This window comes from Planktothrix prolifica NIVA-CYA 540 (genome assembly GCF_963864145.1).
Classification (GTDB): Bacteria; Cyanobacteriota; Cyanobacteriia; order Cyanobacteriales; family Microcoleaceae; genus Planktothrix; species Planktothrix agardhii.
Genome location: NZ_CAWLTW010000001.1, coordinates 873,516 through 897,313, shown reverse-complemented (window position 1 = coordinate 897,313; position 23,798 = coordinate 873,516). Strand labels below are relative to the sequence as shown.

Genomic DNA, 23,798 nt, shown 5'->3' with positions numbered 1-23,798 from the left:
TATATTACCAACGACCGAGACAACCGTAATCATAGAACCGGATAATAACGATAGTAATTCTAGTTCTAGTTCTAGTTCTAGTTCTATTGTCAATGACTCAGGTGCGGGGGGAGAAAGTCAAGCTACAACAATTTCCCCAACCGGAGAAGTTCAACAAAGTCAGGAGTCTGTGTTTATTCCTGGTGCTACTTCTAGTGAAGCGACAGCAACAGCTATTAGTGGTACGGATATATTACCCACGACCGAGACAACCGTAATCATAGAACCTGATAATAACGATAGTAATTCTAGTTCTAGTTCTAGTATCTTAATCGGTGGCAATGGTGATGATATTCTAATCAGTGATCTCGGTCAAGATGAATTAACAGGAGGAGCAAATGCGGATGTATTTGTCTTAAACACAAATCCCAATTTCCCTAACTCCAACCCCAATTTAGCAGATATAATTACGGACTTTAATGCTGCTGAAGGTGATAAGATTGGATTATCGGAAAACTTAATTACACAACCATTAATATTAGAAACCTTTGATTCTAATGCTGATGGAAGTCTTGATGCTACTGTAATTAAACTCGGTAGTGATAGTCAATCTGAAGTTCTTGGTGTTGTGTTAGGTACAGTTTCTGCAAATGGACAAACGACATTAACGCCAACCGATTTTACCGTAATTTCCAATGGTCTGCTAATGTTAAGCTAAAAGAGTTGGGGTTAAATACAAATGATCATGGTGCAACTTTCCAAAGGCTCACTTGATGATGAGGAAATTATTGGCTTCCTGAAACAAAACCTGGAATTCAAGGAAGTCTATCAGAAGATTTTGTCTCAAAAAGTTATAGATCAAGTTGCTGAGGAAAGAGGAATTACGGTAACGGATGAAGAAATTCAAAACCAAGCTAACCAACAACGTCATGAAAAACGCTTAGAAAAGGCGGCGGATACCTTAGCATGGTTAGCTGACCAAATGATTACTTCCGATGACTGGGAAGCGGGAATTCGAGAACGTCTTTTAGCCGAAAAATTAGCAGAATTTTTATTTGCTAAAGATGTTGAAAAATACTTTATTCAAAATCGCTTGAATTTTGAGCAAGTTTCATTATATCAAATTATTGTTCCCTATGAACGCTTGGCTAGGGAATTATTTTATCAAATAGAAGAAGAAGAAATTAGTTTCTATCATGCCGCCCATTTATATGATATTGACCCAAAACGTCGTGAACAATGCGGCTATGAAGGTAAACTGTATCGTTGGGGATTAAAAGCGGATTTTGCCGCCATTGTATTTGGTTCAAACCCAGGAGAAATATTAAGTCCAGTCAAAACTGACCAAGGTTATCATTTAATCTTAGTTGAGGAGTTTATTCAAGCTGAATTGACTCCTGAACGTTATCAAGAGATTCTTCAGAAACTATTTAAAGATTGGTTGGCTAGTGAATTGAATTATCGGCTATATAACACTTAAAGTTTTACTTTAAAGTTATTGTAACCCGATAAAATGCACCCTGAAATTGATTAGTTGACAGAATTAATCAGATAAACTGGATTTCTTTTTTAAGCCCAATGCTGTTCCTAATGCACCGAAAATTAATAAGCTCAAAGCAGTTGAAGGTTCAGGTACTTTAACCTTTGTTGAACTGGTTTGATAGGTAATTAACGTTAGGTTTTGACCTTGACTAAATTGACGAGAATATAATCCTGATAACAAAATATTGACAGATGCTTGATTTTCTTCGGCGTTTGTTGTTGTCAAAGGTGATGATTGAAACCCCTGACTATTTTGGATCGATAAATTATGTTTTTTAGCAGAATTTAACGAGCTATTTAGACTAAAGAAGTCTAATAAATTATTGGTAGAATCTTCAAACAAATAGAAAGCGATATAATTCGCTGCTTGAGCCGATTCTTGTTGCTGTGATTGTTTGGTTTCTAAATTTAAAACCGAGAAAAAATCAAAAGAAAATTCTTGATTTTTAGCAATTTCAAATTGATAACCAATAGCTTTTGCTTGACTTTGAGCTAAACCTAAATATTCTTTACCTTCTCCTTGAGTTTTCGCTTGTGAACTATTGTTAGCCAGGGTAAAACAATTGTCAAATTCTAAACAAAAATTAACATCAAAATTCGCATTAGCATTCGCTTCAGCTAATACAGCCCCTTTCCGAGCTACTGCTAGGGTTCGAGCATCTGTAAACGTGGAAATGCTGGTAGGAACTTGACTAAAATTATAAATTAAGGTTTCAGCTTCAGCATTAGCAAATGTAGCTGCAAAACCGGGAGAAATACTACTTAATAAAGTAACAACAGGAGTGGCTACTATCAAGAATTTCAAAGTTGATTTGGGTAGAATATTCATGTTAAATTATTTTGTTAAGTTTTAAATCAAAATTGATCACGGTATCAATACCGATAATCTATATATTTAATATAGTCTGGTGATCCAGGAATTAACAGGGGTTAGTGTAAAGATTTTAGTTTTTTTTGTAAAGATACAATAAAAAGATTAATGACAACAAATTATCCCTATAGTTTATTGCATTCGATCAATAGTTCGGTATTGAATAGCCTCGGCAATATGGGCGGGTTTAATATTATCTTCCCCCGATAAATCAGCAATAGTTCGACCTACCTTTAAAATCCGATCACTCGCCCTTGCTGACAACCCTAATTTCCTAATTGCATTTTCTAATAAACTCTGTCCCACCGTATCCAATTGACACCATTTTTGAATATGGCGACTCTGCATTTCCGCATTGGATTTTAACTGGGGCTCATCTGCAAATCGTTGAAAAGTTCGTTCCCGGGCTGTAATTACTCGTTGTCGAATATTAGCAGAATTTTCACCTTGAGATTGTTGTAAAATCTCCTCCGGTTTTAATCTATTAACTGCCACTTGTAAATCAATCCGATCCATCAATGGCCCCGATAATTTTGCCCAATATTGTTCTCGTTGACGAGGCGAACAAGTACAAGGTTGAATAGTATCCCCATAATAGCCACAGGGACAGGGATTTGTACTCGCTACTAAAGTAAATTTAGCCGGAAAAATCACCGATTGTTTAGTACGAGAAACCGTCACAAATCCATCCTCTAAAGGTTGTCTTAAAAACTCTAATACATCCCGTTTAAATTCTGTCAATTCATCGGCGAACAAAATACCCCGATGGGCTAAAGAAATCTCCCCTGGTTTCGGATAGGTTCCTCCCCCAACTAAAGCCGGGCCGGAAGCGGAATGATGGGGACTTCTAAAAGGGCGATCGCTAACTAAAGTTCCACGATTTTTTAATAGTCCCGCCACCGAATAAATCCGAGTTACTTCTAAAGATTCTTCAAAACTTAAAGGGGGTAAAATCCCAGGTAAACGCCGGGCTAACATGGTTTTTCCACTCCCTGGTGGCCCGACAAAAATTAAATTATGTCCTCCGGTCGCCGCAATTTCTAACGCCCGTCTAGCGTGAGCTTGTCCCTTAACTTCACTCAAATCTAAGCCAATTGTTGTTTTTTGAGATAATAAATGCGATGCAGTTAATTTAATAGGTTGATAAGCACTGGGATGATTTAAAAAATCAGTAACATCTAATAAACTTTTAAATCCATAAACCGATAATCCCTGAACAACCGCCGCTTCTTGAACATTATCTTCAGGAACAACTAATCCAGTAATTCCCATTTTTTGGGCTGCTACAGCAATCGGAAGTACCCCAGCAACGGGTCTTAATCCGCCATCTAAACTCACCTCTCCTAAAAATAAAAAATCCCCCAATAAATCAGCTTTAATTTGTTCCGATGCGGCTAAAATCCCAATACTAATCGGAAGGTCAAAACTTGGCCCTTCTTTGCGTAAATCCGCCGGAGTTAAATTAATTACAATATTTCGCATCGGGAAAGCGTATCCGGCATTTTTTAAAGTCGCTTTTACCCGTTCTCGTGATTCCTGAACCGCCGCATCGGGAAGTCCCAACACCATAATTTTAGGCAGTCCCCCGGAAATATCGACTTCCACCCCAACTTTAACCGCATCAATTCCAACAATAGAGGCACTCCAAACCCTAGCTAACATGATTTTTAACTCTTAGGTTTTAAACCCATCATAGCATCGTTACCGTGACCAATCGCCACCATTGGGAAACAATCTTCATTCTGAGTGACCTGCACATCTGATAAAAAACCGGGTTTATGGGTAATGACGAATTGAAACGAAGCCAGGGTTAAATTACCGCAACAACACTAACCGGAGTTTCCTGCTGTTTAAGTAATAAACCATATTCTAAGCCTTCTACAACCGCTTGATAGGAAGCATCAATAATATTAGTAGAAACTCCCACCGTTGTCCAACGTTGCTGACCGTTACTGGACTCAACTAAAACCCGAGTTTTTGCCGATGTTCCTGAACCGCCATCAATAATTCTAACTTTATAATCCCGCAGTTGAAATTCAGCAATCATCGGATAAAAATTTACTAATGCTTTTCTTAAAGCAGCGTCCAAGGCTGATACAGGGCCATTTCCCTCAGCGGCTTCTAAAATATCTTCAGCATTAACAGTAACTTTCACCGTTGCTAAAGCATGGCAAACTTCATCGCTGAATTTATCACAATGTACCTGAAATCCTTTCAGTGTAAAAAAGGTTTTGCGCGTCCCTAATGCTTCTCGCATTAATAAATCAAAACTCGCCTCTGCCGCTTCAAATTGATAACCCTGATTTTCTAAATTCTTCAGTTGTTGTAAAATTTTACGACTGGCGGGATTATTCCGATCTAAATCAATCCCAAAGGTTCTAGCTTTGGCTAAAACATTACTTAAACCAGCTTGATCTGAAACCACAATTCGCCGTTGATTTCCAATAATTTCTGGGGGAATATGTTCATAGGTTAGGGGATTTTTTTGTACCGCAGAAACATGAATTCCTCCCTTATGGGAAAAGGCAGATAATCCCACAAAAGGCGCGTGATCATCCGGGGCTAAATTGGCAACTTCACTCACAAACCGACTCACTTCTGTTAGTCTTTTAATCTGTTCATCTTGAATACAATTATAGTCTAATTTTAATTGAAAATTGGGAATTAAAGTACAAAGATTAGCATTTCCACAACGTTCTCCATAGCCATTAATCGTTCCCTGTACCATCTTTACCCCTTCTAATACGGCTGCGATCGCATTACCAATAGCCGTTCCCGAATCATTATGACTATGAATCCCAAATTGCAGAGGAAAAGGCGTTTCTAAGTCTTTTGTAGCTTGGATTGCATCCCTAACAATTTTAGTTACTTCATGGGGTAAAGTCCCTCCATTCGTATCACAAAAAACCAACCATTCTGCCCCCGCTTGTGCCGCCGTTATTAAGGTTTGTAAAGCATAATTAGGATTGTTTTTATAGCCATCAAACCAGTGTTCTGCATCATAAATTACCCGTCTTCCTTGACTCCTAAAAAATTTAATTGTATCCGCAATCATCGCCAGATTTTCTGTTAGGGTTGTTTGCAATCCTTCGATGACGTGCAAATCCCAGGATTTTCCAAACAATGTGATCCAATGAGTTCCGGCGGATAAAATTGCTTTTAAATTATCATCTTCTGCCGCATTACTATTCGGTCGTCTGGTCGAACAAAATGCCACAACTTCCGAATTAACTAAGGGTTGTTCTTGCAACTTCCAAAAAAACTGCACATCCTTAGGATTAGCCCCCGGCCATCCTCCTTCAATAAAAGGGATTCCTAAACTATCTAATTGACGGGCAATTCGTAATTTATCATCAAGAGATAAAGATAATCCTTCCCGTTGGGCGCCGTCTCTTAATGTTGTATCGTATATCCAAAGGGGATGAGTCATAGGTTCTAAGATTTATAGTTAACAATTAATCATATTTTAGCGTTGGGATTTGGTGCTGTGACCTCTATGGGCTTATAATCATCCATTCCAGCTAATTTTTTCTTTTTCAATATTATTTTACTTTTAAATCTCTCGTTTTGGGCTTGAAAAAAGTAACAATTTGGTTAAGAATCATTGCATAACTTTTATTCAGGGAAAAATGGTACAAATTCAAGCTCAAGGGAAAACGATTACTTGCGATCGCGGTGCTAATCTCCGTAAAGTCCTATTAGAAAATGGAATTGATCTCTATAATGGTCAGGCTTCGGTGATTAACTGTCACGGGTTTGGGACTTGTGGGACTTGCTGCGTGGAAATTGAAGGGGAAGTCTCCGAACCCCAATGGAAAGAGAAAACCCGCCTTTCCCTTCCTCCCCATTCCTCTAGTAGCACCCGCCGTTTAGCCTGTCAGGTTCAAGTTTTGGGGGATATCAAAGTTAAAAAATATGACGGTTTCTGGGGTCAGGGTTCCCAAACCGCCTGGACTCCCTAATTAGAAATCCAGGTTTTGGATCACCTAGTATGCTAAAAATTCAGAAATTTTAAAAACTTTCAATCCAAATGTTGACTGAATTAGCATTTGGATTGAAAGTTGAGAATATTCTTTTATGTTAATATCATGCTAAACTAAAATTAATCTGAGATATAGCACCAGGAGGGTTTAATCATGTTAAGTGGTATTAAACAGCAAGTGGTCGTTGGCAAGGATGGCAAAATAGAGATTCAAACCTCTGAGTTAGCCGAAGGAATAGTTGTTGAAGTGATTATTTTAGTTAAACAAGATGTTTTTAATACACATACTAACCCATCTATTCAACAAGATGAAACAGAGTATTTGCTGTCTACTCAAGCCAATCGTAACCACCTGATGGCCGCTATTCAAAACATTGAAACAAAGACCAACTTGGTCAGTTTTACGCCTGAAGAATGGAATGAAAAATATAACATTCGCTCATGAGGCATTTGAACAATTCAACAACTGGGCAGCACAAGACAAGAAAATTCATCGAAAGATTATCACCTTCGAGATAAGCACAAGGAATTGATCAACTATGACAAAAATACAACTACATTTTAACGGTAATTTTTCTCTAAAAAAAGAAGAAATTAAGAGAATCCTAGATGCGGCTTCAGAAACACAAGGGTTAAAAGATACTTTACAAAACCTAATGGCAAAAACGGGTTTAGGAAATGCCAAAGTGGGAAAAATTAAAACTTGGTCAGTTAGATCGGGTTTAATTAAAGACAACTATTTAAGTCCAGAGGGAAAAATAGTTTTAAAACATGATCCTAATTTACAATCAATTATTACTGATTGGTTAATGCACTTTTACTTAAGTTTTGGAAATCAAGGCTTAAATAAAATACCAGAAAATCCTTCTGATTGGGGAGGATGGACTTATTTTGTTTATACTTTTCTTCCTCAAAATCCAATTTTTACTAAATATATTTTAGAGCAAAATAGTATTTCTATCTTTGAAGAACCCGATAAAGTAATTCCTGAAAGAATGAAATATATTTTGAGAGCCTATACGGAGCAACAAGCCCTAGCTAATTGTCAATTTATCAAGGAAATTAAATCAGATCACTATGAATCAGGACATCCTAATCTTCCTAATGCTTATTTAATAGGTTACTTCCTGGCTAAACTTTGGCAACGAGATTTTGGTCAAGAAACTTCAGTTTTAACCGAGGATATTGTCAATCAAAAAATGGGAATTTTACCCGTTTTAGGGATTCAACCTGAATCATTACAGCAACATCTTAATGCGATAGAAGCTCTGGGAATTATTGAACAAAGACGAACAGTTGCACCCTATCAAATTATCCGGCGCTGGAATGATCCTTTAACGTTATTAGAGAAAGCTTATGTCAATCATTAATCATCGATCTCTTGCAGATGCCAAACCGACGGATATACCCCATTTGTTATTGTGGGATACTCCGAATGATTTGGAAATCAATCAACTTTTGTTTAACAATAATGCTCAACGAATAAGTTATCGGGATAATTTATTGAGTCGGATTAACAACAAACAAAAATTTTTAATCCTTCATGAAAATTTAGGTCAAGAATTAGAAGCAATTAAACAAATTTGTGAATCTGCCACAAAACCTGTTATATTACTAACAGACCTTGATATCTTGATTACCTATCTTTACACACAGCCAGATGCTCCTATTAGCTTATTTTGGCACAAATTAGAATATATGAGACATTTACAAAGTATTCTATGGATTCTACTACCTTCTAAACTTAGTCCGCCAAATTGGAATAAAAGACATCTTCAATCCGTTGTTAGTGACCGCCCTAATTAACTTAGATAGGAGGGCTAAAGCCCAACAACCAAACACCCAAAGGAAATTTAAACTATGCAACTTCATCAAATTGTTAGAATTAATGAATCGGGAATTGTAGCTAACGCCGTTAACTTTGGGATGATGGCTGATGCCGATAAAAACTTAAAGTTATGTCAAGGATTTATTTTTAATTACAATCATGGTAATCCTAAATCCTCAACATTAGGTATTCTCGATGCCATTCAGAAAAGTTATCAGAGTGTTAATCAAGCTAATATTCATTTAGTTGTCCAAGATTATGGTCAGGGAAAATCTCATTTGGCCTTAGTTGCAGCCAACTATTTTAAACAATTATTAGAGAGTCCCGAAGTTAAAGGGATATTAAATCAAATCAAAATCGCTTCAGAACATAATCAAGGAATAGTAGAAGATTTAACAACCTATAAAAGACGTAATCCTAAACATTTAGTTATTTGTATTAATGGTGGTTCATCAGAATCAGATTTAAGAAAAATATTTTTGCGAGCTTTAAGTCAAACTTTAGAGACAGAAGGAATTACGGATTCTTTAGCACAACAAATGTGTCAAAAACCCCTTGAATATTTAACCCAACTAACAGAAAGTCAAAAAGAAATAGCTAATCAATATTTAGAAAAAAACGGTCATAAATTCGGGGATTTATATAACATAATTAAGGAATTAAATCAAAATAATTATCGAGTTGTTTCTACAGTAAAATCAATTAGCGGTGAGCTAAACAATGGATTTCCTATTGATTTTGAGACAGATTTAAGTGTTGAGAGAATTTTAGAAGAATTAATCACTGAATTATGCTCCAGAGCAGATGCCAAATATTCAGGAATTTTAATTTTATTTGATGAACTTAATAATTATCTTCAAGCCTGGTCAACAGATCCATATAATTCGGGTGGACTGACTTTACAGAACATAACTGATGCTTGTGAAAATTATAAAAGTAAAATAGCGCTCGTTTGTTTTACTCAAATTAGACCTTTAAAATCAGTTCCAAATCAATCAGCAGAAGATTATAAAAAACTAGCATCTCGGTTAGAAATTGCTGAAAGCACTTATGAACCCGTTTCCAGTTTGGAGTTAGTAATTAAAGGATTATTAGATCAACAAGTTAATCCTAATTTATGGAACCAATTTTGTCAAACCTGGGATAATACTCTTTTTGCAGATAGTAGAAAAGCCCATCAAACTATAATTAATATTGATCGTGAAAGGGACTGGAAACTTGAAGATTTTCAAACAAATTTGACCCGCCGCGGTTGTTTTCCCCTTCATCCTCTCAATAGTTACCTACTTTGTAACTTAGATTTTACTCAAGGGCGTACAGTAATTCAATATATTAAAGAAAATGTTAAACAGTTTATTAATTCTCAACCCGTTGAAAAAAATGGTAAATTAAACTATATTCCGGCTATTTCCTTAGTCGATGCTTTTGAAAGTAACTTTGCTCAACTCGAATTTTCTCGCCATTATTCAGAATATCAAAAAGCCTTTGATACTATTGCTTCCTCAGCTACGGAAGCTGAGAAAGCAGTTTTAAAAGGACTTTTATTATTTTATGTGAGTCAAAATAAACTGAATAAATCCGAATCAGAAAAACATGATGTCATCCTTAGTGAATTAACGGGTTTATCGGAAAAAGAAACTAAAGAAACATTAGATATATTATCTCAGAAAAAACAAGTCATTTATCTTAATACTGGAGATAATACCTATCGTTTTTATTCCGGGAGCAATTTAACAGAAATTAGGCAAGAAATAGAAGAAGAAGTTAGTAAAAAACTTAATGAAATCTCGGTAAATTTAGCGGTTAATCATTGTCAAGAAAAAGTTGAAACTTATTTTCCATCTGAAAAAGTAGAAGGAACAGATTTTATTAACCAAAATAAATTACTGAATGATGAATGGTTTTTTGAATATAAATTCTATAACATTTCTGATTTTAAACGGGTATTAAATAGTCATCAAGTGCTAGAAAACCTAGAAGGGAAAGGAATTTTTGCTTACGTTTTAGCGGAAACTCTTGAAGAATTACAAGACCTGCACCATCAAATTAATGATTTGCTTTCCCAAGCAAAAAATAAAAACCAGATTGCTGTTGCTATTCCCAATAATAAACCCATTAGAGATATCTGTAAAGACCTGTTAGCAATAGATATTATTACCAGAAAAAGAAAAAGTGAAAAAGAAGAATCAGGAACAGCTTATGAACAATATAAAAAACAACTGCAAGACGAAATCAAAAGAGAAGTTAAAGCAATAATTGGTTCTTCTACTTATTATTGTCTTGAATTAGATCAACTCACTACTGTTCAAAAACAAAATCCAGAGAGTGTCGTTAGTCATCTTTTAAAACAACTTTATCCTTTTGTCCCTCCCCTGGCAAAAAATGATAAAATGGCTTTAAACAGTTCTACTGGAAATACTATAATTGGTTATACAGTTAAACGATTACTAGAAGACGAGCTTAATCCTACTAAATTTCCCAATCAATCCTATCATACTTTGGTTAACCAAGTATTTGTTAATGTTAATAGTTGGGAATTATTTACAACTACTTCTCAAAAATATTCAGTCCAAATTCCCATCAATAAAAATGTTAGGGAAGCATGGGATAGAATAGATCAATTAACAGCTTTAGGAGACAAAAAACACACATCTATTAATATTAATAAAATTTGGCAAGAGTTATCTAACTCTCCCTTTGGTTATAATGAATATACGTTTACGATGCTATTGACTGCGTGGATAGTTTATCATCGTAGTGAAGTTATCAGATCCAGCAAAAGTAGAAGAAATTAAACTGAAAAGAAAACAGCTTTCAGATGAAGTCAAAAAAATTAATGATTGGTTTAAACCTGTAGAAGAAGCAGAAAACTTACCCGATAATGTCAACCTGGAAACCTTACTAAAACTTTATCCTAGTCTTCAACAACAACCAAAAAATATTAATCTCGCGTCACCCCTTAAATCAGATAGTATAGATAGTATTGTTGTTAATCGTACTTCGCAACAAAAGCAACGTCAAGCTGATGCTTTAGAAAAAGTTCGAGATAAAATTGAAGAAATGGTTATACAATTAAGTGAAAAATCAGAATCTCTAAAAACGCAACAAGAATATGGACGCTATCAAGGAGAACTTGAAACAGCAATTGAGAAAATTACTCAAGTTTCTTTACCTGAACATTTAATTAAAACCTTAAATTATTCTCTTGATGTTGCTACAAGAAAACTAGATGAAATTCAACATCAAACTGAAATCAAAGACTGTTTGGAAAAAATCAACCTTCGTTATAATTCTCTGAGTACAAATGCGAGTCAAGAGGATTATATTAAAGCCTTGAGTGAAATTGAAAACTTAACTAATAATCTTGAAATTGTTAAACAAGAATCTCAGTATCAAACAATTATTCAAGATATTGAAAGTCAACAAACTGATTTAGAAACAACTCTTAAAATTTGGTCGGAAAAATTAACAGGGATAACTAAAAACGAAGCTCTTAAATTGTCTCAAGAAGTTAGTCAGCAAAAAAATCGTTTTACTCAAATTGAATCTGCTCAAAGAGTTAATCAAATATTAGAACAATTAAACCCGATTATTTTACAAATCTCTAATGAGGAAGAAACCGAAGTAAGAAAGCAACAGCAAGACAGTGAAATTATGCAACAGTTACGCCAAAATAATCCTAAATTCTTAAATACTATTATCTTATGTCAACAAGGAATTAAAGAAATAACTAATTTACGCTCTCAGCTTAACTATCCTGAAAGATTTAATACGGAAATCGAACAATTAATTAATGATCTTAATAATCACGTTTTTGATTTTCAACAACAATTTGAAAACTTAAAAGAGCAAATTTCTAAAGTAGAGACAGATCAACAGTTAAGTCAGCTTCAAACTGATTTAGCTAAATTAGACTTGATTTTTAAAGACTCTGATGATTATTCCGACTATCAAAAGTTATTGGAAGTCATTAAAACTCGATCTATAGATCGACAAAATGAAAGTCAAGAGGAGCAAATTATCTCTTTATTTATACAACTTCCCCCTGAAAGAAAACATAATTTATATTCTAAATTAGGCCAATATTTATCTAAAGGAGAGGAAATTAATGAATAAAATTATCTTAGACCCTACGGGATTATATCAACCACTTACTGACTATCTAGTTATTACTAACGAAGTGGAGTGGTTACAATCTTTTACACTTGAAGCTAACGCTTATTGGATTAAAGGGAAAAGACTTTGTGATTGGACAAAAGAATGGTTAAGAGTAAGGGATAAAGCTGATTTAATTATTGAGATAAAACAACACCCCCGTCCAAAATTAGAAGCTATTTTTGCTCCTTTATCTATACCCAATAATTGGGATGACCAGCATATTTTGAAAATGATTACTCAGCTTGATAGTTATGCTTCAAATCATCCTGTTGAATCTTTATTAGCTAAGATAACGAATACAGAAAACAATTTTTGGTTAATAGATAAGCTATCAGTAGAACATTTAGCACAATGGTTAGGTATTGAAGTTCACCAAGACTATCAAATATTTGAAGATGTTTGGAAATATAAAATTAGTCAAAACCATGACAATGATAATTTAATTAGTTATTATCAAAGCGAAAATAAGCATCAAGTTTTAATAAATTGGTTAGGTTTAAGCTCGGATTTTAATATTATTAATATATTAGGGAAATACCTCTTAAATATTCCTGATGTTTATTTGAAAGAATTTAGTGATTTTTGGCGACAAAAAATTTATCAGACAGACGCTAAAATTTTAGATGAGTTACTATTAAATCAACAAACTGGTAATAAAATAATAGCTTCCATCGCCTATGATATTTTATTGGATAAACCCATCTGGATCACTCCAGAAAGAATTAATAAAATTAGTTTCTATTTAGGAGGTCAAAAAACATCCAAACTACAGCAAAAATTACCGCCTATTCAACCTTTACCCTTATCTACTAATGCGAGTCCTCAAGATGCTTTAGAATGGGTAACAGAATCTTATTTACCCTTTAGACGTTGGGAAACAACAATTAATCATACTCCCAAGGAAAAACAAATTAGTCAACAATTAGCAGATAATTTTGTTAACTGGATACTAAAAAATTACCCAGAATTAAAAATGGATAATGTTGACAAGTCATTTTTAAATTATAACGGGACTTCTCAATTGCTAAAATTAGCGCAAGAAAGTATTGTGATTTGGGTAGTTGTTGATGGTTTAGGATGGTTAGATTATCAAGAATTAATTGCAATTTTGACTACAAATAATCAACTATCACTGGAGACAGATATTACCCCGCACTTTAGTATCCTTCCCACCAAAACTGAATATGCAAAATGGAGTCTTTATTCTCAACTTTTACCCGCAGATTCATCTTGGAAACCTAGCGCAAAATCCGGTTTTTCTATGGTAAAATCAGGAAACCGTTATACCGATCAGAATAAACATGAATTAATCCAAGACTTAAAAGAGAATAAATATCAGATTTATTGTTGGGATACAGATCAATTAGATGAACTTTATCATCAAGAAAAAGATTGGAAAACTTTATATCAAGTGGAAAGAATCAGTCGTTTAGAAGGAATTGCTAGAAATATTCAACATTTTTTAGATGACTGTCCTAATTTTGAAAAATTAAAAGTTGTTATCTCTAGTGATCATGGTCAAATTATGGGAGAAGTTCAAAAATTATCTGATTGTCCAGAAGAATTAGAATCAAAAGGTAGAATGGCGATTGGTAAAACTGATGATTCTCGTTTTGTTTTTCTTGACGCTAGACGTTTTGGTCTTCCTCACGATATTAGTATTGTCAGAAATTCCGACTGTATTAGTGCGTTTAATTATACAAAAAACAAGGAAATTATTGGTTCTCATGGTGGACTATTTCCCGAAGAAGTTGTCGTTGGATTTTCAGTTTTAAGTCAATCTTTACAACGTTATCCAGTGATAGTAACTTGTAGCGGAGAAGGGAAAGCAAAACAACCAGGAGAATTAACGATTACGATTCATAATCATAATTCAGTATCCTTGACTAATCTTTGTTTATATATCGATCAATTAAATGATTTTAAAACTGGAAAAATGTTAGATATTACCATTAAACCCAATGATAAAGTTATTCATAAAATATCTATTAGCGAATATTCAGAGTTAGCACCCAATAAAAATGAAAACAAGATTGAATTATCAGGTCAATTAACTTTTAGCTTTTCTAATACTGATTTGGGTCAATCAAATCTTGATTCACAATCATATATTATTATCAAACAAATCTTTAGTAGCGGTATTCAAGGAGGTTTAGATGACTTTTTCTAATAATTATAACAATGAGTTGGTCACTCAAGTTTTTACAACCCTAAGTATAGATAAAAAACGTTTACCCTCTAGTAGATTAACTACTTTAGGTATTCCTAGTTTTGTCGCTGAATGGTTACTGGATAAAATTGTCCCTGGAACTGGTACTTTAAATGATTCAGAACTAGAAAAAATCAATACTTTTGTGAAAAATGCTTTTCCCCGAAAAGATGATCAAGAAATAATTAAATTCAAACTAACTCAACAAGGAGAAATACATAAATTAATTGCTTTACTTCAAGTTAGAATAAAATTAGAACCAAACGCTAAACAAATTCCTGAACCCTTAGCTAATATTCCCGTTTTAAATTTATCCGATTGTGAAATTTCTACAGATATTGTAGAACGTTATCAAATGTTACTAAGACAAGGAGTATGGGGTAAAATCACCTTAAGATATAAAAATACTACGGATGATAAATTTAAAGTCTCTGTGATTGATTTTGACCCCTTCCAATGTTCTGAAGTTAACCTCACTACTTATGCTGAATGTCGCTCAAACTTTACTACAGAACAATGGCGAGATTTAATGTTTTGTTCCATGGGTTGTAATCCTGAACATCCCAGCTATAATCATCGAGCAAAAACCTGGATTTTAACTCGTTTATTACCTTTAGTAGAATCTAATTATCATTTAATTGAATTAGCCCCAAAAGGAACAGGAAAAAGCTTTGTTTATGAAAATATTAATAATAAAGTTTCTGTGATTAGTGGGGGAAAAGTAACCCCTTCTCAACTATTTATTAATGGAAGAACGAAAGAAGTGGGCTTATTAGGGCGTTATGATGTTGTGGTTTTAGATGAAGTTCAAAGTTTAACTTTTGAAAATCCTGATGAGATGATTGGGCCCTTAAAAACCTATCTTGCTAATGGACGTTATAATCGTTCAGGATTTGCTGATATTGCTAGTGATTGTTCTTTAGTATTATTAGGGAATATTGAACTAAATGAATATCTCCGTCCTAAAAATGAATATAACTTAATGGCAAATTTGCCTAAGTTCTTCTCGGAAACAGCACTTTTAGATCGTTTTGCTGGGATTTTACCAGGGTGGGAAATTCCTAAATTTCAAAGCGATATGATTGCTGATCAAATCGGGTTAAAAATGGATTTTTTTGGGGAAGTATTATTATCTTTAAGAAAAGATAATCGTTTTAACCAATATGCTCAACAACATACTCAATTTGGTGATAATATTATGATCCGAGATCAACAAGCAATTCTCAAAACAGCATCAGGATTTTTAAAATTACTTTATCCTAATCTGGAATTAACCTTACAAGATTATCAACGAGATTGTTTAGAACCCGCCAGAGAACTTCGCCAACAAATTCGCAATTTACTATATAACCTTGATGATGAATTTAAGCAATACGAAAAAGATATTTATGTGGATGTTAAATAATGTTTAATGTATCTTGATTAATTTTTAACACCCAGTTTGGAATTAGACGATATAATAATAATTAATAGCGATCGCATTGGTGAGACTAACAATATGGTTATTAGTCCTGTGATATTAAACCTAGATCGGGTTCAACTTAGTGATGAACAGTTCTATCAACTCTGTCAGAATAACCGAGAATTAAAATTTGAAAGAAATACTCAAGGAGAATTAACAATTATGTCTCCAGTTGGGGGAGAAAGTGGAAATCGAGAAGCAAATCTCATTGCTGATTTAGTGATCTGGAATCGTCAAACAAAACTGGGTTATACTTTTAGTTCCTCAACCATTTTTAAACTTCCTAATGGTGGAGATCGTTCTCCTGATGTTGCTTGGATTAAAAAAGAACGTTGGGAAAATCTCACTCCCGAACAACGCCGGAAATTCCCCCCAATTGCGCCGGATTTTGTCATAGAATTAAGGTCAGCAACGGATGAATTAGAACCCCTACGTCGGAAAATGTGGGAATATTTGGATGGGGGAGTTAAATTAGGTTGGTTAATTAATCCCAAACAGCAACAGGTAGAAATTTATCGCATTGAAAAACCCATAGAATTGAGAAATCTCCCCACAGAATTATCCGGTGAGGAGATATTACCAGGGTTTAGTTTGAATTTATCTCTTTTTTAGAGAATATTGTTTTTTATTCTATTAAAATTATCCTTAAACTATTGGGTGATGTGTGTGCTTACGCTATAGCAACCGCCAAGGCAGTTAGGACACCAGACGGATCTTTGAACCCAGACGGTGAAGTGTTTCCCCCCAGATCCCTCCCCCCCTAGCCCCCCGTGCACGGGGGGTTTGGGGGGGCTGTTCCGGTGTTCCGGTGTTCCGGTGTTCCCTGCTATAACACACCCTAGAATAAGTTATTGTTGATTATCTTGAACCTGATCGGGAGTAGTTGGCAAATCGGGATTTGGTTTAGGGTCAGTAGCAGTATCAAAATATTGATAAATAGTAGAAGAAATTTTACGAATTAGTTCATTAGCTTGGGGATCATCTGCTTCTCGTTGCACTAAAACCCCAACTAAATAGCGTTTACCATTAGGCATATCAATTAAACCAACATCCCCAGAAACCGAGTCAATATTGCCCGTTTTATGAGCAATAAACGCCCCCTCTCCTAAACCACGAGGTAACAAAGAACGATTGCGAGTTTGCTGCATAATTCTTAACATAAAATCGCGGGATTTCAAAGAAACTAACTTTCCTTGATTGATGTCCGCCATTAAATTAACTAAATCCCTAGCACTGGTTTTATTTGTTCCTTCCAAATCAGGAAGAATATTTTGCATTTGAGTTTGTTTTAATTGCCAAGAAGCAAACTGTTGATTCAAGGATTCAATCCCACCCAAGCGATCAATTAACATATTTGTAGCGGTATTATCACTATTTGTAATCATTAAATCTGCTGTTTCTAGGGCTGTAAATTTACTCCCGACTGGTTTATCTTGCAGTTCTCCAGACCCCTTAGCAACGTGTTTTTCTTCCATGGTTAAGACTTCATCTAAACGTATCCTGCCTTCATCAACCGCTTGGAAAAATGAGACTAAAATAGGAAGTTTAATGGTACTCGCAGCCGGAACTGCTTCTTGCCCTTGAATATCCACATAATTTCCCGTATCTAAATCCACTAAAAACACCCCAGGTTTTAACTTAGGTAAATCCTTCGCTAAACCCAGAATTGCTGTTTTTAAATCCGAAGATTCTTGAGTTAATTGTAGGGATGAAACTAAAGTATTAGAAGACGTAGAATTTTGTTGTTGTTCCAGGCTTAAATTTACAGTTTGATCGGCGGCGGCACTAGAACGACCCAAAGCATTTAAAACCGAAAGAATCGTCCCCGAAATCACACCAATTCCCAGTCCTAAAATCACCAAGCGGGCAGCATAAATTATCGGAGAGACTCGACGTTTTTTTCTCACCCGTTTTACTAATTTATCCCTAGGGGCGAGGGGAGAGGTCGGAGCCGGAATAATGTCCCCCTCCGGTCTGCGACGGGGAGAAGGATCAGCAGGCTTACGAAAGGGCAAAACAGAAGCACCAGTAGCCGCATTAGGGGGGCGTTTACCTGGGGTCGGGCGGGGTTTACGAGATTTAGGCGGAACGGGTTTTTGTCGCAGTTGAGAAAGTAGAGGATCAAAAGACTCCGAACGGCCTAAATCATTATTCTGTCGTGGTTCTGTTGACGGAGAGCGACGGGGAGCCGTTTTTACCGGATCATGACGAGATCGACGCCTCGGTTGCGGTTGAGACGCTTTCCCATTGCGAGATTTTGGCTCAGAGGACTTAGAGCCAGACTTATTAAAGGAAAAGATCGAGAATAACGACTGACGAGGAGATCGTTGAGCCACACCTAAACACCTGACTAGAATTTTACTTTTCAGTAGAGACGTGCCATGGCACGTCTCTACCGATCACTGATCATTGATAACGCCCATTCTACTTGACTCAGGATACCGCGCAACATCGCCACTTCTTCAGAGGTTAAATTAGCTCGATTATACAGACGCCGAAACTTTTTCATTCGACTACTGGCGGTATGGGGATAGACATATCCAATCTTGAGTAAAATTGCTTCCAACTGTTGATAATAACCCTCTAACACCTCCAAGGGAACCGTAGAAGCCGGGGGAATTTCTATAGAGTTGCTTACCCTCTCTTGAGGTTCTAACACACAATATCGTAATTCATAACAACACACCCCCACCGACTGAGCCAAATTTAAAGACGGATAAACAGAACTAGACCGAATTCGGAGAAACCTTTGAGCATAACTCAATTCATCATTATTTAAACCCCGATCTTCTGGCCCAAAAATCAAAGCCGAGGGACAGTTTAATAACCAAGGTAAAACCGTTCTGGGATCTTCTAAATCAGTAGGTAAAGCACCTGATCGGGATCTAGCCGTGGTTGCGATCGCCCGTTGACATCCCACTAAAGCCTCTGGTAAAGAAGACACTGTGATCGCCCCTGCTAAAATATCCCCAGCATGAACCGCCATTCTTTTCGCTTCATCCCCCATGGGATCGCATTGAGGATTAACTAACACCAACTGCCCAAGCCCCATATTTTTCATCACCCGGGCAACAGAACCCACATTTAAAGGCCCTGCGGGTTCCACTAACACAATCCGAATCGGGGTTAAGGGGGTATAGGGTAAGGTCTGTGACATGGAAATGATATAATCATCCCTGATTAAAGCGACTTCAATAACTTAGCATGGCACGCCAGCGATCTAAGTCCGACTTACCGACGAAGACTTGTCCCGTTTGCGATCGCCCCTTCACCTGGCGAAAAAAATGAGCCGACTGTTGGGAAGAAGTCAAATATTGTTCCGAACGTTGTCGTCGTCGCCGTTCTGCTTAAAAATTATTCATTTGCATCATACATTCATGGCCGTTCAACCTAAACTAATTATTCATGGCGGTGCTGGTAGTTCTCTCCAAAGCAAAGGAGGATTAGAAGCTGTACGCAAATCCCTCTATCGAGTCATTGATCAAGTTTACCCCCTACTCCTCCGGGGAGCGAGCGCTAAAGAAGCCGTAGTGCTTGGCTGTCAACTCCTAGAAAACGATCCTCGGTTCAATGCGGGCACGGGTTCCGTCCTGCAATCCGATGGCCAAATCCGCATGAGTGCCGCCTTAATGGATGGAAGCCTCCAACGTTTTAGCGGGGTGATTAACGTTTCACGGGTGAAAAATCCTATAGATTTAGCTGTGGTTTTACAAGACGCCTCCGATCACGTTTTATCCGATTATGGGGCCGCCGAATTAGCCCGGGAACTGCAATTACCCCTATATAATCCCCTCACCGACCAACGTTTGCAGGAATGGCTCGAAGACCGTAAGGACAATTTTAGACGCAGCATGGCGAATGTGGTTTCTGAACCCGCAGGCACCGGAACCATCGGGGTTGTGGCCTTAGATCAAAAGGGTCAATTAGTCGCCGGGACATCCACCGGGGGCAAGGGATTTGAGCGCATTGGCCGGGTGAGTGACTCTGCAACTCCAGCCGGAAATTATGCCACCGATCAAGCTGGGGTTAGTTGTACGGGAATTGGGGAAGATATTCTCGATGAGTGTTTGGCGGCTAAAATTGTGATCCGAGTCACCGATGGTCAGTCTTTACAGACCGCCTTTAAAAAATCCTTCGCCGAAGCCCACGAACATCAACGGGATTTTGGAGCAATTGGAATTGATCGAACTGGGGCACTCGCCTGGGGAAAAACCTGTGATGTGATTCTTTGCGCCTTCCACGACGGCCAAAATAAAGGAGATAGTTTAGAAGCTGATAAAGGAACTCAGGTCTTTTCAGATCACATTTAACTGCACCAACCATAAGGGAGAAAGTATAGCAGGGAACACCGGAACACCGGAACAGCCCCCCAAACCCCCCGTGCACGGGGGGCTAGGGGGGGAGGGAACAGGAGTAATACTTCTCGTTATTTGATATCAGTCGTAATTACCCATTACCCATTACCCATTACCCATTACCTATTCCCTATTCCCTGCTATATAAGCAATCGGATCTATTAATTCCAGTTCAGCAAAGGCAGCTAATCGTAAACGACAGGAATCACAAACACCACAGGCTTGTTCCTCTCCGGCATAACAAGACCAAGTAAATTCCCAGGGAACCCCTAAGCGATTTCCTAATTTGATAATTTCTGTTTTTGCTAAATGAATCAGTGGAGATTCAATCGTAATCGGATCACCTTCTCGACCTTGTTTTGTTCCTAATCTAAAGACTTCTTCTATGGCTTGAATATAATCGGGACGACAATCGGGATAACCCGAATAATCTAACACATTAACACCAATATAAACTTTCCGGGCGGCGATCGCTTCTGCATAGGCTAAAGCAAAACTTAAAAAGATAGTATTCCGAGCCGGAACATAAGTAATTGGAATACTTCCAGCCATTGTTTCTGGGGATCTATCCTGGGGTAAATCGAGGCGATTATCGGTTAAGGCAGACCCCCCCCATAGACTCAAATCAAAAGTTACGACTTGATGTTCGACGACTCCGGCAAATTCGGCAATTTTTCGCGCTGATTCGAGTTCCTTACGGTGTCGCTGTTGATAATCAAAAGAAATCGCATAACATTCACAACCATCTGCTTTTGCTTGGTATAAAACCGTCGAAGAATCTAAGCCACCGGACAATAAAATAACTGCTTTCACTTTAATTATTTATCCTTTTTCTTAGTGTTGATTATATCTGGGTTAATTTTAGCAAAAATTCATGCCATATTACTATCCCCTCCGCAAGTAACAATTTTTACAATTAAGAAACCGTATTTTATCGGAAAATTTAGGCTGTCTAAAAAAAGATTTCAAAACTCAGCTTTTATCCTGTTTAAGAACCAAGACTTAAAGATTTATATTTTTTTGTAAAGTTTTGTTATACAAAATACTTCACATTCTATTGTGAAAATATTCGCTATTATAAAAAGTGAAGACAGCAATTATTATTCATACAAGGTAATCATTACTATGGCTACTATCTCTAAAGCAGAATATCATCCCACACGCTGGCTGACACTGGTGTTAACCACTCTCGGATTATGGATGGCGGGAAGTTTAATTCTTGACTTTGTAATTATGCCGACGATGTATATTTCTGGCATGATGGAAGAAACCGGATTTACTTCGGCGGGAACTCTAATTTTTTCAGTCTTTAACCGGATTGAATTAGTTTGTGCGGCGGTTGGTTTAACGGGTTTAATTGCTTTAGCGATGAACCTTCCTGAAAAATTCAGTAGTCGCCTACGGACAATCACTGGATTATCGCTATTTCTGTTTGCCATTGCCATGGTTTATACCTATATTCTTACTCCTCAAATGAGTGCATTAGGAATTAACTTAAATCTATTTAATGGATTCAATACAATTCCCGATGGCATGAACCAACTGCATTTGAGTTATTTTACCCTAGAAATGATTAAATTATCCGTTTTAGGCATCATTTTAGGCTGGTGTTATCGCAACCATAGTAAACTTGATCTCACATTCTAAATTGATCATCAAAATTAAGGTAGGTTGGGTTAAGAAAACAAAATCCAACCTATTTTTTATATATGAATTCTAAGGTTAGAACATAGACGGGTATATTCTTTCTGTTCCCTGTTCCCTATTATATAATTAAAATTAACTGAGTTTAGGATATCTCATGACAACCCAACTCCCCATCACAGAATCTCAACAAACTTCTGATTTATATGAAGAAGATTATCATTTGTGGTTAATGAATACTATTCATCAGTTACAACATGGAAAATTAGCTGAAGTCGATATGATTAATTTAATTGAAGAATTAGAAGCTATGGGAAGAAGTCAAAAATCAGCAATTGAGAGTAATCTCAGAATTTTATTAATGCACCTATTAAAATATAAGTATCAATCTGATAAACGAACGAATAGCTGGCTATTTACTATTCGAGAACATCGCAAAAGACTACGAAATGATTTTAAAAATAGTCCGAGTTTAAAGCGATATTTTCTTGAAGTTTTTCCAGAATGTTATCAAGATGCTAGAGAATTAGCTGCTGATGAAACTGGATTATCAATTAATACTTTTCCTATAGAATCACCGTTTTCTCAAGAGGACACCTTAAACCCTGATTATCTACCGGAGTAATACTAATTCACGGTTTTCTTGATTCGCTAATTTCAATCGTTCTTTAATTGATAATTTTTGTAAATTTTCACTTAATTCATATAAATCAACCTGCTGATATTTTCCTGTAAATAAAGGAATTAACGCTTCAACTAACGCCACAATACCATCAGGGGGAACCGCATTTCCAATTTGGCGACGAATTTCTGTAAATGATCCTTCAAAGATAAAATCATCTGGAAAAGATTGTAACCGAGCGCGTTCCCGATTGGTTAATGCTCTGGGTTCATCGTAATGATATCCCCAAGTTCCGCCGCCACCTCCTGCGATAATAGTAGTTGAAGGTTGGTTAGGGTGTAAACGCCGATAAACATGACTAATCATGCCTTTAACATAATATTCGCTATCTTTAGGAATATCGGTAAAATTGCCACCGGGTTTAATCCGTTTTAAAATTTCAATAGTTCTCGGTTGGATTTTTTGATGTTCATTATTATTGGAAATATTTTCGACTCCTGCTAATGCGTCCGATGCAGTCCGATAGGGATATTTTCGATTTAACCCATATTCCGGTTGAGGATGAATAAAATTAAATCCCGTATCTTTTCTAATTCCTACTAATAATACCCGTTCTCGAAATTGAGGAACCCCATAATCGGCAAAATTATAGAGTTTGGGTTTAACTAAATATCCGGGTTCAATATTCTCAAAGTCAGAAATAATCCGTTCAATTGCTTGATAATTATTAGCACTTAATAACCCTTTAACATTTTCAGCAATAAACGCTTTCGGTTTTTTGTCTTGAACAAATTTAAGAAAATAAGTATATAAATTTCCCCGTTCTCCTTCTAACCCTGGACGTTTCCAAATCATTGAAAAATCTTGACAAGGAAAACCGCCCGTAATTAAATCCGCATCAGGAACTTCAGCAATATTAATATTTTCAATTTGATTATTAACAATTACATCCCCAATATTTCGGCGAAAAGTTTGACAAGCATCTCTATTAGCATCAATCGCCCAAACCACTTTAAATCCAGCTTTATGCAAAGGTAAATCCATCCCTCCACATCCCGAAAATAAAGACAGAGTTGAGGGAATATGCTCCCATTTAATTTTAGATAAACGTTCAGTTAATGGCATTATTTATTTTGATTAGTATTG

At 36.3% G+C, this 23,798-nt stretch carries 20 protein-coding genes and 1 pseudogene; 14 read left to right on the top strand and 7 right to left on the bottom strand.

What is annotated here, in order from left to right:
* Positions 1 to 697: pseudogene (locus AC559H_RS04170) on the top strand (hypothetical protein); the annotation flags it as partial.
* 27 nt (positions 698 to 724) lie between these two features.
* A complete protein-coding gene (locus tag AC559H_RS04165) occupies positions 725 to 1,459 on the top strand; it encodes a peptidylprolyl isomerase (protein ID WP_026793819.1) in 735 nt (244 codons plus the stop codon).
* 63 nt (positions 1,460 to 1,522) lie between these two features.
* Here AC559H_RS04165 and AC559H_RS04160 read toward each other — a convergent pair whose 3' ends face one another.
* The 3 genes from AC559H_RS04160 to cimA form a co-directional block, all read right to left on the bottom strand.
* Entirely contained in the window at positions 1,523 to 2,350 is an 828-nt protein-coding gene (locus tag AC559H_RS04160; RefSeq protein WP_026786962.1) for a PEP-CTERM sorting domain-containing protein, read from the bottom strand.
* Between the two features lie 174 nt (positions 2,351 to 2,524).
* Positions 2,525 to 4,054, bottom strand: a complete 1,530-nt coding sequence (locus AC559H_RS04155) for a YifB family Mg chelatase-like AAA ATPase (protein ID WP_026793818.1) — start codon at positions 4,052 to 4,054, stop codon at positions 2,525 to 2,527.
* A gap of 148 nt (positions 4,055 to 4,202) precedes the next feature.
* A complete protein-coding gene (cimA, locus tag AC559H_RS04150) occupies positions 4,203 to 5,822 on the bottom strand; it encodes a citramalate synthase (protein WP_036831067.1) in 1,620 nt (539 codons plus the stop codon).
* 199 nt (positions 5,823 to 6,021) lie between these two features.
* Here cimA and AC559H_RS04145 point away from each other — a divergent pair, with 199 nt between their 5' ends.
* From AC559H_RS04145 to AC559H_RS04105, 9 genes are all read left to right on the top strand, one after another.
* A complete protein-coding gene (locus AC559H_RS04145; protein ID WP_026786965.1) occupies positions 6,022 to 6,354 on the top strand; it encodes a 2Fe-2S iron-sulfur cluster-binding protein in 333 nt (110 codons plus the stop codon).
* Between the two features lie 174 nt (positions 6,355 to 6,528).
* Entirely contained in the window at positions 6,529 to 6,819 is a 291-nt protein-coding gene (locus AC559H_RS04140) for a hypothetical protein (protein WP_026793816.1), read from the top strand.
* A 94-nt stretch (positions 6,820 to 6,913) separates the two neighbouring features.
* A complete protein-coding gene (locus tag AC559H_RS04135) occupies positions 6,914 to 7,744 on the top strand; it encodes a DUF4007 family protein (RefSeq protein WP_026793815.1) in 831 nt (276 codons plus the stop codon).
* Entirely contained in the window at positions 7,731 to 8,180 is a 450-nt protein-coding gene (locus tag AC559H_RS04130) for a hypothetical protein (RefSeq protein WP_026786968.1), read from the top strand. The genes AC559H_RS04135 and AC559H_RS04130 overlap by 14 nt, the downstream gene beginning before the upstream one ends.
* A 54-nt stretch (positions 8,181 to 8,234) precedes the next feature.
* Positions 8,235 to 10,997 carry a hypothetical protein gene (locus AC559H_RS04125; RefSeq protein ID WP_026793814.1) on the top strand — a complete coding sequence of 921 codons (2,763 nt, stop codon included), beginning with the start codon at positions 8,235 to 8,237 and terminating at the stop codon, positions 10,995 to 10,997.
* A complete protein-coding gene (locus AC559H_RS04120; protein ID WP_026793813.1) occupies positions 10,960 to 12,318 on the top strand; it encodes a coiled-coil domain-containing protein in 1,359 nt (452 codons plus the stop codon). Before AC559H_RS04125 ends, AC559H_RS04120 begins: the two co-directional genes overlap by 38 nt.
* The gene (locus AC559H_RS04115; protein WP_026793812.1) at positions 12,311 to 14,530 is read left to right on the top strand and encodes a hypothetical protein; all 2,220 of its coding nucleotides are present in this window, start codon (positions 12,311 to 12,313) and stop codon (positions 14,528 to 14,530) included. The genes AC559H_RS04120 and AC559H_RS04115 overlap by 8 nt, the downstream gene beginning before the upstream one ends.
* Complete coding sequence (gene brxL, locus AC559H_RS04110; protein ID WP_026793811.1) at positions 14,517 to 15,974, top strand: BREX system Lon protease-like protein BrxL; 1,458 nt, start codon at positions 14,517 to 14,519, stop codon at positions 15,972 to 15,974. Before AC559H_RS04115 ends, brxL begins: the two co-directional genes overlap by 14 nt.
* Before the next feature lie 93 nt (positions 15,975 to 16,067).
* The gene (locus AC559H_RS04105; protein WP_026793810.1) at positions 16,068 to 16,643 is read left to right on the top strand and encodes a Uma2 family endonuclease; all 576 of its coding nucleotides are present in this window, start codon (positions 16,068 to 16,070) and stop codon (positions 16,641 to 16,643) included.
* A 236-nt stretch (positions 16,644 to 16,879) separates the two neighbouring features.
* Here AC559H_RS04105 and AC559H_RS04100 read toward each other — a convergent pair whose 3' ends face one another.
* On the bottom strand, positions 16,880 to 18,367 hold the full coding sequence (locus tag AC559H_RS04100) for a serine hydrolase (protein WP_051319436.1): 1,488 nt from the start codon (positions 18,365 to 18,367) through the stop codon (positions 16,880 to 16,882).
* A gap of 56 nt (positions 18,368 to 18,423) precedes the next feature.
* Positions 18,424 to 19,188, bottom strand: coding sequence for an RNA methyltransferase (locus tag AC559H_RS04095; protein WP_026793809.1), 765 nt, complete (start codon positions 19,186 to 19,188; stop codon positions 18,424 to 18,426).
* Positions 19,189 to 19,408: 220 nt separating this feature from the next.
* Here AC559H_RS04095 and AC559H_RS04090 point away from each other — a divergent pair, with 220 nt between their 5' ends.
* Positions 19,409 to 20,341 (top strand): isoaspartyl peptidase/L-asparaginase, encoded by a 933-nt coding sequence (locus AC559H_RS04090; protein ID WP_026786974.1) that lies wholly within the window; start codon positions 19,409 to 19,411, stop codon positions 20,339 to 20,341.
* 168 nt (positions 20,342 to 20,509) lie between these two features.
* Here the strand turns inward: AC559H_RS04090 and queC are convergent, their stop codons facing one another.
* Complete coding sequence (queC, locus tag AC559H_RS04085) at positions 20,510 to 21,199, bottom strand: 7-cyano-7-deazaguanine synthase QueC (RefSeq protein ID WP_026793808.1); 690 nt, start codon at positions 21,197 to 21,199, stop codon at positions 20,510 to 20,512.
* 312 nt (positions 21,200 to 21,511) lie between these two features.
* Between queC and AC559H_RS04080 the strand changes: the two genes are divergently transcribed.
* Positions 21,512 to 22,033, top strand: coding sequence for a DUF4149 domain-containing protein (locus AC559H_RS04080; RefSeq protein ID WP_026793807.1), 522 nt, complete (start codon positions 21,512 to 21,514; stop codon positions 22,031 to 22,033).
* A gap of 154 nt (positions 22,034 to 22,187) precedes the next feature.
* Positions 22,188 to 22,655: a DUF29 domain-containing protein gene (locus tag AC559H_RS04075; RefSeq protein ID WP_026786977.1), complete on the top strand. Its 468-nt coding sequence runs from the start codon at positions 22,188 to 22,190 to the stop codon at positions 22,653 to 22,655.
* Here AC559H_RS04075 and AC559H_RS04070 read toward each other — a convergent pair.
* Positions 22,644 to 23,777, bottom strand: coding sequence for a DNA cytosine methyltransferase (locus AC559H_RS04070; RefSeq protein WP_026793806.1), 1,134 nt, complete (start codon positions 23,775 to 23,777; stop codon positions 22,644 to 22,646). The two genes, AC559H_RS04075 and AC559H_RS04070, sit on opposite strands and share 12 nt — an antisense overlap.
* Positions 23,778 to 23,798 lie beyond the last annotated feature (21 nt).